This window comes from Thermococcus sp. EP1 (assembly GCF_001317345.1).
Classification (GTDB): Archaea; Methanobacteriota_B; Thermococci; order Thermococcales; family Thermococcaceae; genus Thermococcus_A.
In genome coordinates this window covers 106,301-119,798 of sequence record NZ_JXCG01000006.1, presented here as the reverse complement: position 1 = coordinate 119,798, position 13,498 = coordinate 106,301, and the positions used below count along the sequence as shown (strand labels likewise).

Here is a 13,498-nt window from a genome sequence, read left to right as displayed (position 1 = left end):
CTCTAAACCTCCGTTCTTGTTTTTAAACGCCAGCCATCGATGTTAAATCCTCCCATCTTTTCGAAGACATATACGACGAGTTTTTCTAATGTTTCAAGTTTTTCTTCCTGCATAGCATTCAAAAACAGTGTAACAAACTTTTCATCCGGAAAAGACTCAAACATATATGCCTTCCTAAACTTCTCATCGGTAAATAAACGATAGACCTTACTTGCTGGAGGGGTCTCAACGCAGAGGAACTTTGAGTAAACATGGAGGGCGTGGTTAAGAGTTAAGTGATAAAGGTGGTTAAAACTTGGGTCGTTTCTCTCTTTTGCATCCATCAGACCATCAAGCATGTCCCAGAGGGAGTACTTGGCAATTTCCACCCAAACTGCATCCGGCTTCTCAAAAGGCTTTTCCATGTACTCTAGCGCTTCTCTTTTGAGTTCTTCAGTTATGCCGGTCTTATCAAACAGAACTTTGCTAATTGCAACGATCCTCGCAGTACTCCTACCATTTTCCTTAAATTCTTTCTTAAAGTAATGCTTAATCTGCTTCACCGGGTTTACAAAGTATTCAATTAAAACTCCGTCAATTACTTTATTTCCTCGCTCACGCCAATCGATACTGTCTGAAAGGATGATGTAAACATCGACGTCAGAGTACTTAGTTTCCATACCTATCGCATAGCTCCCCGTGAGCAGAGCAGCCTCAACAAAGTCTTTTCCCTTCCATTCCTCAAGGAACTTTTCTAAAGCGAGTTGCCAGTTCATTTTTGCTCCCCAATCAAGCCTTACTCTATTATTTAATTAACCTTGTGGTGTTTTGCACATTTCTGAATCAAAAAAGATATGTACAGAAGGCCCAAAGTTTCTGTTAGGTATCTAAATAACAGTATAGGCAAGAAAATAGAAAATCAAAAGCGACAAAAACAATACAACTAGGTTCCGTGCTCCCAGCTCTCCAAGTATTGCTTTTGCTCTTCCGTTAGCTTTTCAATCTCAATGCCCATGGCTTTGAGCTTAATCCTCGCGACCATCTCGTCAATCTCCCTTGGAAGGACGTAGACCTTGTTTTCGAGCTTCTCGTGGTTGTCCCTGATGTATTTTGCAGCCATCGCTTGCAAAGCGAAGCTCATGTCCATAATTTCAGCTGGGTGTCCATCAGCTGCTGCTAAGTTCACTAAACGCCCTTCCGCCAGGAGGTATAGCCTCCTTCCATCTTTGAGCTTGTACTCCGTGATGTGTGGCCTTGGATTGTTTATCTCCACAGCTAAGCTCTCCAAGTCTGGCTTGCTTATCTCAACATCGAAGTGGCCAGCGTTTGCCATTATTACTCCGTCTTTCATGACCTCGAAGTGCTCTTTCCTGATACAGTTTATGTTTCCGGTTGAGGTTACGAATATATCTCCTACTTTGGCAGCTTCGCTCATTGACATGACTAAAAATCCATCCATCCTTGCCTCTAAGGCCCTAATTGGATCAGTTTCAACAACAATTACTGTGGCCCCAAGACCTTTAGCTCTCATGGCTATTCCTCTTCCACACCAGCCATAGCCAACTACAACGACGTTTTTACCAGCTATAAGAAGGTTTGTGCTCCTAAGTATACCGTCCCATGTTGATTGACCAGTTCCGTAGCGGTTGTCAAAGAGGTATTTGGTGTAGGAATCATTAACAGCTATGATTGGGAATCTAAGCACTCCATCCTTTTCCATTGCTCTAAGTCTTATCACACCTGTTGTGGTCTCTTCGCTTGCACCCCATAGGTTTTCTATAAGTTCTTGTCTTTCTCTGAGGACTGTGCTTACCATATCAGCACCGTCATCTATGATGATGTTCGGCTCAATATCGAGAGCTCTGTGCATGAACTCATAGTATTCCTCTCTGCTTTCCCCTCTTATGGCATAAACCTTTACTCCGTTTTTAGCTAAAGCAGCTACAACATCATCTTGAGTACTTAGAGGATTGCTGGCTGCTGCAGACACTTCAGCACCGGCTGCTTTTAGGGTCAAAAGCAAAAATGCAGTCTTCATTTCGAGGTGAAGAGTTGTGGCAATCTTGACTCCTTTGAAGGGTTTCTCTTGTTCAAATTCTTTTCTTATGTTCTGGAGAACAGGCATAAACCTCGATACCCAATCAATCTTCTTCTCTCCTTCTGGGGCTAGTTTGATGTCCTTCACACAGTAATCTTTACTACACTTCATGTCATCACCGTTTTGGGGATAAGGTTAAAGGGTTAAAAAGGTGATTATTATGGCAAAAGTAAAGAGTGAGGAGTGGTAGGGGGATGTGAATAATGATAATTGATCTAAGTATGGAGCTTAGCGAGAATATCCTTGTTTATCCCGGAGATCCAAAGGTGGAGATAAAAGCGTGGAGTACTATTGAAAAAGACGGCTACTATATGAACACGCTTTTTATGGGAGAACATAGTGGAACTCATGTTGATGCCCCTGCACATTTCATTAAAGGATGCAAAACGATAGATGAGATGCCACTAGACAAATTTATTGGAGAAGGCGCAGTTATTGATGTTTCAAAACTGGACAGGGAGATATTACCCGAGGATATAACAGAAAACCCTGAAATATTACTATTGTATACCAATGGAGCAGAAGTTTATCTAAGTGAAGAAAGTGCAAAGCACTTAGTCAACCTTGGTATCAAGGCCATTGGGATAGATAAGCCCAGTATAGATAGAGACTTCAGAGCTCATCGTGTTCTGCTGGCTAATGAAGTGGTTATCTTTGAAAACCTTGTAAACTTAGAAAAGCTCATTGGAAAAGAGTTTACTTTTATAGGAGTCCCATTAAAAATCAAAAATGGCTCGGGCAGTCCAGTTAGGGCTTTTGCAATAATAAAAGAAAAGTAGGAATCACTCCTCCCTAAATGCTCCATATTTCTTGGGGTCATAGAAGGGTGGGGCAACTGTTAAGGCCTTCTTCTTTTGTCCTCTTACTTCAATCTCAATCTCTACCCCTGGTTTGGCGTATTCTGGTTTAACGAACGCTATTCCTATTCCAACACCAAGCAACGGAGACATTGTTCCACTTGTAACTTCTCCGATCTCTTTGCCTTCTGCGTACACTTTATAGCCTGCTCTTGGAATTCCTTTATCCACCATCTTAAAGTGTACCATCTTTGAAGGTAGTCCTATCTCTTTTTGCCTTAGCAGGGCCTCTTTGCCGATAAAGTCCTTGTCCCAGAAGATTGCAAAGTCAAGGTTGGCCTGTAATGGAGTAACCTCGTCTATGTCAGTGCTTAAAAGCTGGAGTTCCTTTGTCTCATTGCCGTAAAGTGTATATCCAGCCTCAAGTCTCAAAGTATCCCTTGCACCTAAGCCAGCAGGTTTTATACCATATTTTTGCCCAACTTCAAGGATCTTTTCCCACACGTAGAGGGCTTTCTCGGGCTTTCCACGCTTGCTTTCATCGGGATGATATGGATTTACATCTTCGAAGTAAACCTCAAAACCGTTCTCTCCAGTGTAACCACTTCTTGAGAGAATCATTTTTATGCCATCAAGCTCGACTTCTTTGGCTTGGAACCACCATAGCTGATTAATATCAATTCCGAATAGCTCCATGGCAACATCTTTTGCTTTTGGCCCTTGAATTGAAAACATTACGTAGTCATAAGTTTTGTTTTCGATTTCGAGATCAAGGTCTGTGTATTGCTCAATTGCGCCTTTGATTGAAGTAAACCATGCATAGAGTTTCTCAAAAGCATCGCTGTCACATACCATCATATATGTATCGTTGCCCATATTAAACACGAGGGTCTCGTCTTTAACGGCCCCTCTTTCATTAAGAACAAGGCTGTAGGTACCGCTTATTGCTGGTGGTCTTGAGATATCGTTTGTTGTGACATACTGGAGAAACTTGAGGGCGTCTTTTCCTTTAAAGAATATCTCACCCATGTGAGATACGTCAAAGATCCCAACCCCATTTCTAACGGTTAAGTGTTCTTCTTTTATGCTTGAGTACCAAATGGGCATTTCCCAGCCTGCGAATTCCTCCACCTTCTTTGCATGCTCCTTATGCCAGTCAAAGATGTGTACCCTCTTCATAGTATCACCACCATAGAATATTCCCTCCCAAATATAATGTTTTCTTTCCTAAAGACCTAAATACATGAAAGACGAATATATATTTGGTGGTCACATGTTTGAAAAAGTGTTGTTTCCAACTGACTTCTCTGAGGTCTCGAGGCATGCCCTTAAGAATTGTATTCCTCAGCTCTTTGAGGTAGGGGCTAAGGAATTATATTTAGTCCACATAGTTGATATAACTGCTACAGATATAGAGGCAATAGAACTTATGAAAATAGATGAAGGAGAACTTAATCGGATTGCTGAAGAAATCAGAGCTAAGGGCATCGAGGTAAATCCAATAGTGAAAATTGGCATACCTTCTCTTGAAATCGCTGAGATTGCACAGGAAAACAATGTAGATCTTGTTGTTATACCCTCTAAGGGTGAAAATATTCTTAGGCAGATGTTTTTAGGAAGCACTGCTTCGAATCTTGTCAGGGCCACAAAGAAACCAGTACTAGTTGTGAAATATGAATGGGATGAAGAGAAAGAAGAAATTAAGTGTCTGTCAAACTGTAAAGAAATTTTTAAGAGACCTCTTATTGCTGTGGACTTTTCTGAGTGTTCTGAAAAGGTTATAAATGCTGTAAAGAAGTTTGAGGAGCTCATTGAAGAGGTCACCCTAATTCATGTGGTCGATTATGGAAAGCATGAGGAGCTAGAAAGGAATATTGAAAGTGCTAAAGTTAAGCTAAGAGAATTTGCAAAATTCTTCAAGGTCCCAAGTAAGACGGAAGTCTTAACCGGGATTGCATCTCACTCAATTCTTGGAACAGCCCTAGCAAAAGATTCTTCACTTATAGTTGTAGGTAAGAAAGGTAGGAGTGTTATAAAAGACCTTTTGCTTGGAAGTACCGCAGAAAGAGTCGTGAGGGATTCAAAACTCCCAGTACTCCTGGTGCCATGTGAATAACCTCAGACTGGAACGGCTTCCACATCAAATTCGGTAGCTACCCTGTTGCCATCATCGGTCATTATTTCTTTTTTCTCTGAGTTTAAAAACCTTTAGAGTTATGAAAAATACACAAATCCAATAGAAAAAAGGCTTGAAAAACAAGCTTAGATCTCCAAGCCAATTTTAACTCCTTTCTCTTTTTCCAGTTCGCGGAGGAGGAGCATGATTTTATCCTTGCTTAGTTGAATGTTTCTTAGCTGTTTGTATGCTATAAGAATCTCGTTTCTCTCTTTTTTAGATGCTTTTTCTGCTAGGTACAGGAGCAGGGAGAGTAAGACCCCTTTAAGATTTTTCTCAATTAGTGGAACACCTTTCCAACCGTTGTCATACACATAGAGGCCTTTGGGGATTTCGCTTCCATCTAAATGATCCAAAAGGAGGAAATTTGATTTTATTGAACCGGTTAAATATGAGAAGAGAAAATCTTTGGGGTAACTTTTTTTGAGATTTTCAAAACCCCATGTAAAAGCTTTCAGATAAAGGGAGTAGTCTTCTAATCTTGTGATTTTATTCTTTGATAAGAAACTCAGTTTCAGTGCAGCACGTTCAAGAGGTTCATTTAGAAGGTCAATTCTTAACAAGATCCTATCTTCGAGAGTAGAATTTTCTTCAAAGGCCTTCACAACTTTCCATTGAGTCCCGTTTGTGATTATTCCATATTTAACTCCACGAGAAAAGCAGTATCTAGCAAGCTGCCTTAAAGCTCTCTCGTTTTTTAAGACATTAATTCCCAGATTCTTGGCCTCAACATAAGCAACAACCTTATCTTCAAGCACTAGGGCATAGTCAGCTCTTCCATCCTCTGTTCTTTCCTCTGGTCTAACCTCTCTTGGGTTTTCCCAGTTCCAGCCTAGCGTTCTAAAGATTTCACCTATCAAGTGTTGCTTTACAGCTTCTTCATTTTTTTCATAAAGCAGCCTGTGTTCACGCACTTTTTTGATGACACTTATTATAGTCTCCTGAAGTTTTAGCATTTTAGACCCCCTTGAAACTTAAAAGGAGTCGATAAAAAGCTTACTGTATTAGGGGCTTTTGGCAGTGTATTTTCGTCCTAAATGTTCTGGATTTTATAGAGTAAGCCAACAAGGGTTTTAGACTTCAATTACATATTTTCTGCTTTGTTCGCCAAAGCCTCTGAAGCTTCCCATTTTTAGGTTTAAAATGGCTTTTTCCACATCAATAACTTTCACTGAGGCCAAATGGGTTACTCCACTTCCTTTCAAAAATTCTGGGAGAATTTGAGCAGTTGCTCCAGTTAAAATGATTTTCTTGGCCTTTTTGCTTCTTTTCACTATCATGTCAAGAGTGCAGTTTACCAGAGCGGATCCACTTACTATTACTGCATCCATTTCAGGAAGTAGGTAATACTCGAGGCTATCACTTAAAGTCTCTCTATCCCACAATTTGGGATTTCTTTCGAATACAAAGATCTCTTTTCCTTTTTCTTTCAATGTTCTAACTATTGGAGGCATATTTCCGATAACGGCTATCTTTTTGGCATCATCTATGAGGTCAGTAGCATCTTGAGAAGTACTTTGAGTTAGATCGATATAATATTGAGAAATAGCATTGATTGTTGCTACTCCAAGAGTTCTTTCTATAATGTTTAGGCTGTCTGTTTTATCAATGAACTCTTTTAAGCTAGGCGACTTAAACGATGTCTTGTATTCTCCTATCTCTTCGGGGAGTGTCATTGCTAAGCCAATAGCTTTCCCCTCGGGCCCTTCTAAGACAACATAAGTATAAGGCAACGCGAATGAGAAGTCCAGTATTCTAAAGTCTTCTTTTATTTTCTTCATAGCTTTCTCTTTGAGTTGTTTAAGGATCACCTTTGTCCCTCCAATATTTTTAAAACTTCTTTGTCTAAAAAAGTTTGGTGAGTAAAATGTGCAGAGTGCTTTTTGCAGTTGGAAATGGAAGTGAAATGAAAGAGTTTGTGGATGCCTTGGTAAAATCCTCGGAGAATGACGTTTATAAAGTGGCATTTGGAAAAAGTCCCTATCACAAGGATGGCTGGGGCTTTGTATGGATTAGTAAGGATGATTTAGAATATTATAAAACATCTAAGCCTATTTTTGAAGACACAAAAGGTGTAAGAAAGTTTTTAGAATCCCTTGATGGTTTTGGTGTTCTTCTAGCCCATACAAGAGCTGCTAGCCAAGGAACTGTTAATCTTTTCAATGCTCAGCCTTTAGTGTATTCCTCCCCAGAGGGTTTTAATTTCTGGTTTTATCATAATGGAGATTTGAATAAGCAGATATTGATAGATATGGCTGGATTGGACAATGAAAAGCTTAAAGATATCTCTGACAGCCATGTACTGGGCCTCTATTTGCTGAGTTCATTGCGGTCTTTCTCGAAGGATGAGATCTTAAAAAGATTCAAGGAAATTGTCCCTGTGGTTAAGACAACGCTTAACACTGCCAGCTTATTTATCACACCATCTGAAATAAAGGGCTTTGTAACTGCTTATATGGTGAGGGAAAGAGAAGAGAATTCATTATATAAACGGTATTCGCGCCTCTTAAAAGTAGAAAGAGAAAATCTCTTTGCGATAGTTTCATCAACATTTGAAGTCTACTCAGAATTAAGCTTTGAGGAAGTTAAAAATAGGACTGCTTTTTACCTGACTATAGATCTCGAAAATGAAAAATTTGAAATAGAAGAGCTTACTCTCTAAATCTTTTTATAAAGTGTGCAATCTTAATCGCATCAAGAGTTTCCTTAACGTCGTGGGTTCTTATTATATTTGCTCCATTCCACACAGCTATTGCTGTAGCTCCTAAACTACCAGCGAGCCTTTCCATTGGATCTCTTCTTCCGGTTATTGCTCCTATAAAAGATTTTCTTGAGATCCCTACGAGAATAGGAAGGCCAAATATTTTCAGAAGGTTTAAATTTGCAATAATCTTTGAGTCCCATTCGTACCATGGTGGCCATTTAGGCCGTAAAAATCCTATTGCAGGGTCGATTGCTATTTTATCCTTTTCAATGCCATTCTCATGGGCTATTTGGAGACTCTCTTGAAGAGCAGTGATAACTTCATGAACTGGGTCGGTGAAGTCCTTTACTTCTCTGTGAGCACAGAGGATAACTGGGACACCATATTCTTTGGCAACTTCTACCATTCTTGGGTCTCCCTTAAAACCAGTTACATCGTTTATTATGTCAGCTCCAGCTTTTATTGCAGCTTCAGCCACTCTTGCGTTGGTAGTGTCTATACTTATTGGGATGTTAATGTGTGCTCTAAGGGTCTTTAATGCCCAAACTGCTCTCTTAGTTTCTTCTTCTACTGATATCTGGGTTTCGAGGTACGGAGCCGTGGATTTTGCCCCGATGTCAATAAAGGATGCTCCTTCTTCGACCATTTTAAGTGCTGTTTCAATCAAATCCTCCTCTTTTTGTTTTACACTTCCTTTAAAGAAGCTCTCAGGGGAGACGTTAATCACACCCATAATCTTGGGGGTTGCTAAGTTTATACCTGCAAACTTCATGCTACCACCGAATTCTTATAAATTTGTTATCAAAAAACTTTTTTGCTTGAAATAGTTCCCTAAAGTCAGCAAAAATAGGCTAACAAAAATCTTAAATTTTTCCATGCAAAGTAAGTACTATGAAAAGGATCTACTCGCTAGCTGAAGCCCTATTGGTGACTTTTTTGTGGTCTACCTCGTATGTTCTCATTAAAATTGGTTTAAAGGATATTAATCCACTAGCTTTTGCCGCTTATAGGTACTTATTAGGGTCGTCTATTCTACTGCTTTTTGTACTTTGCTCGCCTAATATTTCCATGCTCCCCATCACGTCAAAGCGATTCTTATGGTTTTTTACTTTAGGGTTTACAGGCTATTTTATTGCCCAAGGATTACAATTTGTTGGGTTGTATTATCTGCCTGCAATTACAGTGACGTTCATTCTTAACTTAACTCCTATCTTTGTTGCTATATTGAGTGTTCTATTTCTCAAAGAAACCCCCTCTGTCATTCAAATAGTTGGAATAACTCTTGTGATTCTTGGAGTTAAAATATTTTTCACCGAAAGTGTCCTAGTTTTCAATGAAAGAATTGGTATCCTCATAACTCTTGTCTCTGGAATTGGATGGGCTGTGTATATGATTCTCATGCGGCATTATCTCAGGGAAAATCACGAAAGTGTAATCTCCTTAACTGCGATCTCTATGGGAGTGGGTGCATTAATGCTCCTTGGGGTTACAGCTTCAAGTGGATACATCACAATGCCTTCACTGAAAACATGGGGCATAATACTGATTCTGAGTATTGTAAACACTGCATTTGCATTTGTGCTTTGGAATCATGCTTTAAAATACCTCAAGGCTTATGAACAATCAATACTTCAGAATACAATGCTAATACAAATAACCCTGCTAGCATATGCTTTTTTAGGAGAAACCCTGACTATACACAAGGTTATAGGGATGATAATAGTTTTTTGTGGTGTTTTATTGGTTCAGTTAAGCCCGATAGTATGTAAAAACAGAAAGTTTAAAGTTTGGTAACGATCACTTTGATAGAGCATTATTTTTATCCAAGGTGGTGATAGGAAATGTTAATCGAAACTCCAAAAAGGCTTCATCTAGGATTGATAGACCCTTCAGCGTCGTTAGGAAGAAGATTCGGTTCATTGGGAGTTGCTCTTGAGGGAGGATATAGGATAAGAATAGTTCCTCATGATAAACTGGAGATAAGGGCAAATGAAGAAGACATGAGGACAATAAGGTTCACGATTGACAGGATGAATCAAGAATTTTTGACAGGATTTAATTATCTTGTTGAAGTAGAGAATGCAATTCCCCGACATATTGGGCTGGGTTCTACTACCCAATTAACTTTAGCTGTTGGTTTGGGAATAGCTACTCTGAATGGGCTTAAAATTAGCGTTGAAAGACTTGCCTCTTTGTTAGGGAGAGGTAAGAATTCCGGTGCTGGTATTTATGCGTTTAAATATGGAGGTTTTTTAGTGGATGGAGGGGTTGGGAAGGGAATTCCTCCTCTTATAATAAGAGAAGAGTTCCCTGAAGAATGGGGGTTTCTATTAATAACTCCCAACGTTAGGAGAGGACTTGATGAGGAAGAAGAGAGGCCAATAATGGAAAGGGTTGGAGGGGCCTCAGAAATTGCTGAGAAGATTTCCCATAGGGTTGTGTTGGGTTTGTTGCCAGCACTTAAGGAAAGAGATATTAAAGAATTTGGGAAACATCTAACCCAGGTACAGATCTTGGTTGGCAAGCATTTTGAGAAATACCAAGGAGGAGAATTTAGGGAAGACATCAAGTTTATCATGGAGTTTCTGAAAGAAAACACCTATGGATATGGACAGAGCTCTTGGGGTCCCACAGTTTATGGGCTTATAAACCGAGAGGACTATACAACACTAAAAACAAAAACTCAAGACTTTTTGAAAGCTCATGGAATTGGGGCCCAAGTTGAATTGGGAATACCTAGAAACAAGGGTGCAACAACTGTTGAGGAAAACACTTACATACTGAGGCTTATTAATAAGGTTGCCAAGAGTTAGGCACACTAACCTCCTCACCTAAAATTCTTTTTAGCATGGCCCATTCTTTTTTCTCCCAAGCGTTTTCTTCTGCAACTAGTACAAGAGTGCCATTATTGATGATTACATGATCTCTCACAGCACTTAGCATTTTTGCCACGCTTTCAAAATTGTTATACAATCTTAGGAATTCTAATCCTTCAATTATTGTTATCCCTTTTGTGTTCTTTTGACGGGCCTCTGAAAAATATCTAACTGCAGTTTCAGTTATCTTGTATAGATCAGTCGGATAAATAGTATTGGGAGCTTCTATAGTACTTAAGCGGTAACATATCCAGCCAGGAGCTGGTTTGAAGTTTCTAAGAAAAGCTAAGGCGGGATAAATTCCTATCTCTTCCTTGATAGCTATAAATTCATTTGGAGAAATAAGTCGGAGGCCTTCGATTCTAAGGGCTTCAATAGCTTCAATACTTTGGGGCCATTTGAAGAACCGTTCGCTGTATATAATTCTGTAATAGAAATAAAACTGTGAAATTGCAAGAGACCAAGCTATAATTAATATTACTAGCTTATTAGCGAATTCGGGGGTGACTATGGCATATGATGGAGTCATAATACCCGAAAGGGCCAATGATATCCCCAATCCTTTTGCATTTTTGCCATAGTACGGACCTAATATTTCAATAGTCATGAGGCCAACAATAAGTTCAAAAATCCCTGCTACAACATAACCATTTTGAGGAGTAGTTCGTATAATACTCTCTACAGTGCCAACAAGTGCGGTCATAAGGGGGAACAAAATAAATATGGATTTGGGGAGAGGAAATTGGTGTTCTTCTTTAATCAGCTGAAAAATACCTAAGATAACAAATGCGTAGCCAAGAGCTATCATAATATTTTCGATTCTTATATCTACACGCCCAAAAGTAGCAGTAGGAATTACTAAGAACCAAAATATTGAGATAAAAAGAGCAGATAATCTTTTGCTTTCCAAATAAGCAAAAAAGAAGGAGAGTCCAGCTAAGATTTTGATAAGTGTGATGGAAGTAATGTAAATGTCGCCTGCATGAACCATAATACCCCCTATTTTAAATTTTATGAATTCTTTTATTTAAATCTTTATTCATTATTGGAAATTAAAAGAAAGAAGAGATATACCCATTGGCCCTTATTCACTTATATAATAATATTCTCCAATTTCTTTTTGTTCTCTATCCTTAACACTTCCTTCCTTATTGGCTCTTGGTCTTCCTGTATCGGGATCTCTTCTGAAAGTGATCCCTACATTGGCTAAAAACTTGTTCATACCTTCTCTCATCCCCATTGGTGGTAAGGCTTTTCCATGTTTGCCTGGCTCTCCATCAAAGACCATTATACGGTCACTTATGTAATCTATCATAAGGACGTCGTGTTCCACAACAAGTGCTGTCTTTTCGTTCTTTTCCATTAGGTGTCTTATAGCTCTTGAAACAGCTAAGCGCTGCTCGACATCAAGATATGCTGAAGGCTCATCTAAAAGGTACAAGTCAGCATCTCTTAAAAGGCAGGCTGCTATTGCCACTCTTTGCAGTTCACCACCACTGAGGTCATTTATCTTTCTTTCGTAGAGTTCAGGAATACCAAGTGGGTTTAGGAGTTCAGTTTTGTAGAAGTTGCTCATAAGTTTGGCCGGATCAATTTTGCTTAGGAGTTCATACACCGTACCTTCATAATCTGCTTTTATGTATTGGGGTTTGTAGCTAACCCTAAGCTCCCACTCGACTTTTCCTTCTGTGGGTTCTTCGACTCCAGCAAGCATTTTTACAAAGGTTGTTTTACCTATACCGTTTGGACCCACTATGCTCACTACTTCTCCTTTATAAAGCTCTCCCCCTTCTGCTTCAAGTTTAAAGCTCCCATAATCTTTAACTAGAGATGGATAGTCTACCAAGACTTCTCCTGTTTGGGTGTGTCTCTCACTTAATTTTGTGAACCTTATCTGATATGGTCTAAATCTCACATTTTCTTCTGGTAAATATCCCTCTAAAAAGACGTTTATTCCAACTCTAGTTCCTTTTGGCATTGAAAAAATACCATAGGCCCCCGGTTTACCATAAACCACATGGATGATATCACTTAGGTAATCAAGAACAGCTAAATCGTGCTCTACAACCATAACAGATTTGCCTTCTTTTGCTAATCTCCTAATAGCTCTAGCAACTTTAAGTCGCTGTCTTATGTCAAGATAAGATGAGGGTTCATCAAAGAAATAGAAGCTAGCATCCCTTGCCATTGCTGCTGCTATTGCCACTCTTTGCAGTTCACCGCCGCTAAGATGCTGAATTTCCCTATCAAGAATGTTAGAAAGCTCAAGTTCCTCAACAAGCTCCTCTAAGATTCCTCTTTCGTCGGCTTTCTTAAGAAGGTCTTTGACTTTGCCTTTAACGACCTTTGGAATTAGATCTACATATTGGGGCTTTACAACCTTCTTTATTGTTCCATCTTTGAGTTTCTCGAAATAATTCTGAAGTTCGTTTCCTCTGAACATTCGTATAACATTATCCCAGCTATCATTTGAGCCGCACAAGTTTGGAATGATTTCACCTGAGAGGATCTTAACAGCCGTAGTTTTACCAGTACCGTTTGGACCTAAGATACCAACTACCATGCCCTCTTTAAGTACAGGAAGTCTATAAAGGGCAAAACCATTAACTCCATATCTGTGTACACATCCTTCCTTCAGCTCTTCTGGAAGATTTACTATTGTTATTGCGTTGAATGGGCACTTGTGGACACATATTCCGCATCCAGTACAGCTAGCCTCTTGGATTATCGGTTTATACTTGTCTTCATCAATGATTATAGCTTCCCCACCCATCCTATTGACAGGACACACTCTCTCACAAAGGAAGTGACCGCATTTGTCTGGATTACATCTGTCATAATCGATGACTGCAATCCTCATAACCCTCA

At 39.4% G+C, this 13,498-nt stretch carries 13 protein-coding genes; 5 read left to right on the top strand and 8 right to left on the bottom strand.

Annotated elements, in window-relative coordinates:
- Positions 1-2 precede the first annotated feature (2 nt).
- Both EP1X_RS06345 and EP1X_RS06340 read right to left on the bottom strand, forming a co-directional pair.
- Entirely contained in the window at positions 3-755 is a 753-nt protein-coding gene (locus tag EP1X_RS06345) for a nucleotidyltransferase domain-containing protein (protein ID WP_055282807.1), read from the bottom strand.
- Between the two features lie 167 nt (positions 756-922).
- Positions 923-2,188, bottom strand: coding sequence for an adenosylhomocysteinase (locus EP1X_RS06340; protein WP_055282805.1), 1,266 nt, complete (start codon positions 2,186-2,188; stop codon positions 923-925).
- Between the two features lie 92 nt (positions 2,189-2,280).
- Between EP1X_RS06340 and EP1X_RS06335 the strand changes: the two genes are divergently transcribed.
- Positions 2,281-2,856, top strand: a complete 576-nt coding sequence (locus EP1X_RS06335; protein WP_055282804.1) for a cyclase family protein — start codon at positions 2,281-2,283, stop codon at positions 2,854-2,856.
- 3 nt (positions 2,857-2,859) lie between these two features.
- Here EP1X_RS06335 and gcvT read toward each other — a convergent pair whose 3' ends face one another.
- Positions 2,860-4,053, bottom strand: a complete 1,194-nt coding sequence (gene gcvT / locus EP1X_RS06330) for a glycine cleavage system aminomethyltransferase GcvT (protein ID WP_055282802.1) — start codon at positions 4,051-4,053, stop codon at positions 2,860-2,862.
- Between the two features lie 94 nt (positions 4,054-4,147).
- Here gcvT and EP1X_RS06325 point away from each other — a divergent pair, with 94 nt between their 5' ends.
- Positions 4,148-4,990: a universal stress protein gene (locus EP1X_RS06325; protein ID WP_055282800.1), complete on the top strand. Its 843-nt coding sequence runs from the start codon at positions 4,148-4,150 to the stop codon at positions 4,988-4,990.
- A gap of 146 nt (positions 4,991-5,136) precedes the next feature.
- Here EP1X_RS06325 and EP1X_RS06320 read toward each other — a convergent pair whose 3' ends face one another.
- Both EP1X_RS06320 and EP1X_RS06315 read right to left on the bottom strand, forming a co-directional pair.
- Positions 5,137-6,006 carry a type I restriction endonuclease gene (locus tag EP1X_RS06320; RefSeq protein ID WP_055282799.1) on the bottom strand — a complete coding sequence of 290 codons (870 nt, stop codon included), beginning with the start codon at positions 6,004-6,006 and terminating at the stop codon, positions 5,137-5,139.
- A gap of 117 nt (positions 6,007-6,123) precedes the next feature.
- Positions 6,124-6,861: a Rossmann-like domain-containing protein gene (locus EP1X_RS06315; protein WP_055282797.1), complete on the bottom strand. Its 738-nt coding sequence runs from the start codon at positions 6,859-6,861 to the stop codon at positions 6,124-6,126.
- A gap of 56 nt (positions 6,862-6,917) precedes the next feature.
- Between EP1X_RS06315 and EP1X_RS06310 the strand changes: the two genes are divergently transcribed.
- Positions 6,918-7,712, top strand: coding sequence for a class II glutamine amidotransferase (locus tag EP1X_RS06310; RefSeq protein ID WP_055282795.1), 795 nt, complete (start codon positions 6,918-6,920; stop codon positions 7,710-7,712).
- Here EP1X_RS06310 and folP read toward each other — a convergent pair.
- On the bottom strand, positions 7,702-8,526 hold the full coding sequence (folP, locus tag EP1X_RS06305; RefSeq protein ID WP_055282793.1) for a dihydropteroate synthase: 825 nt from the start codon (positions 8,524-8,526) through the stop codon (positions 7,702-7,704). The two genes, EP1X_RS06310 and folP, sit on opposite strands and share 11 nt — an antisense overlap.
- A gap of 119 nt (positions 8,527-8,645) precedes the next feature.
- On the opposite strand from folP, the gene EP1X_RS06300 reads away from it, so the two are divergent.
- Positions 8,646-9,548, top strand: coding sequence for a DMT family transporter (locus tag EP1X_RS06300; protein WP_082391505.1), 903 nt, complete (start codon positions 8,646-8,648; stop codon positions 9,546-9,548).
- Between the two features lie 47 nt (positions 9,549-9,595).
- Entirely contained in the window at positions 9,596-10,567 is a 972-nt protein-coding gene (locus EP1X_RS06295) for a beta-ribofuranosylaminobenzene 5'-phosphate synthase family protein (RefSeq protein ID WP_055282790.1), read from the top strand.
- Here EP1X_RS06295 and EP1X_RS06290 read toward each other — a convergent pair.
- Both EP1X_RS06290 and EP1X_RS06285 read right to left on the bottom strand, forming a co-directional pair.
- Positions 10,545-11,621 (bottom strand): DUF835 domain-containing protein, encoded by a 1,077-nt coding sequence (locus EP1X_RS06290; RefSeq protein WP_055282788.1) that lies wholly within the window; start codon positions 11,619-11,621, stop codon positions 10,545-10,547. The two genes, EP1X_RS06295 and EP1X_RS06290, sit on opposite strands and share 23 nt — an antisense overlap.
- A 93-nt stretch (positions 11,622-11,714) precedes the next feature.
- Complete coding sequence (locus EP1X_RS06285; protein WP_055282786.1) at positions 11,715-13,490, bottom strand: ribosome biogenesis/translation initiation ATPase RLI; 1,776 nt, start codon at positions 13,488-13,490, stop codon at positions 11,715-11,717.
- Positions 13,491-13,498: the final 8 nt, after the last annotated feature.

What these genes read in the sequence shown, in the direction of transcription:
- EP1X_RS06310 (WP_055282795.1), top strand. Translation starts at nt 6,918, where the DNA reads ATGTGCAGAGTGCTTTTTGCAGTTGGAAATGGAAGTGAAATGAAAGAG.
- EP1X_RS06335 (WP_055282804.1), top strand. Translation starts at nt 2,281, where the DNA reads ATGATAATTGATCTAAGTATGGAGCTTAGCGAGAATATCCTTGTTTAT.
- EP1X_RS06295 (WP_055282790.1), top strand. Translation starts at nt 9,596, where the DNA reads ATGTTAATCGAAACTCCAAAAAGGCTTCATCTAGGATTGATAGACCCT.
- gcvT (WP_055282802.1), bottom strand. Translation starts at nt 4,053, where the DNA reads ATGAAGAGGGTACACATCTTTGACTGGCATAAGGAGCATGCAAAGAAG.
- EP1X_RS06290 (WP_055282788.1), bottom strand. Translation starts at nt 11,621, where the DNA reads ATGGTTCATGCAGGCGACATTTACATTACTTCCATCACACTTATCAAA.
- EP1X_RS06325 (WP_055282800.1), top strand. Translation starts at nt 4,148, where the DNA reads ATGTTTGAAAAAGTGTTGTTTCCAACTGACTTCTCTGAGGTCTCGAGG.
- EP1X_RS06345 (WP_055282807.1), bottom strand. Translation starts at nt 755, where the DNA reads ATGAACTGGCAACTCGCTTTAGAAAAGTTCCTTGAGGAATGGAAGGGA.
- EP1X_RS06340 (WP_055282805.1), bottom strand. Translation starts at nt 2,188, where the DNA reads ATGAAGTGTAGTAAAGATTACTGTGTGAAGGACATCAAACTAGCCCCA.
- folP (WP_055282793.1), bottom strand. Translation starts at nt 8,526, where the DNA reads ATGAAGTTTGCAGGTATAAACTTAGCAACCCCCAAGATTATGGGTGTG.
- EP1X_RS06285 (WP_055282786.1), bottom strand. Translation starts at nt 13,490, where the DNA reads ATGAGGATTGCAGTCATCGATTATGACAGATGTAATCCAGACAAATGC.
- EP1X_RS06300 (WP_082391505.1), top strand. Translation starts at nt 8,646, where the DNA reads ATGAAAAGGATCTACTCGCTAGCTGAAGCCCTATTGGTGACTTTTTTG.
- EP1X_RS06320 (WP_055282799.1), bottom strand. Translation starts at nt 6,006, where the DNA reads ATGCTAAAACTTCAGGAGACTATAATAAGTGTCATCAAAAAAGTGCGT.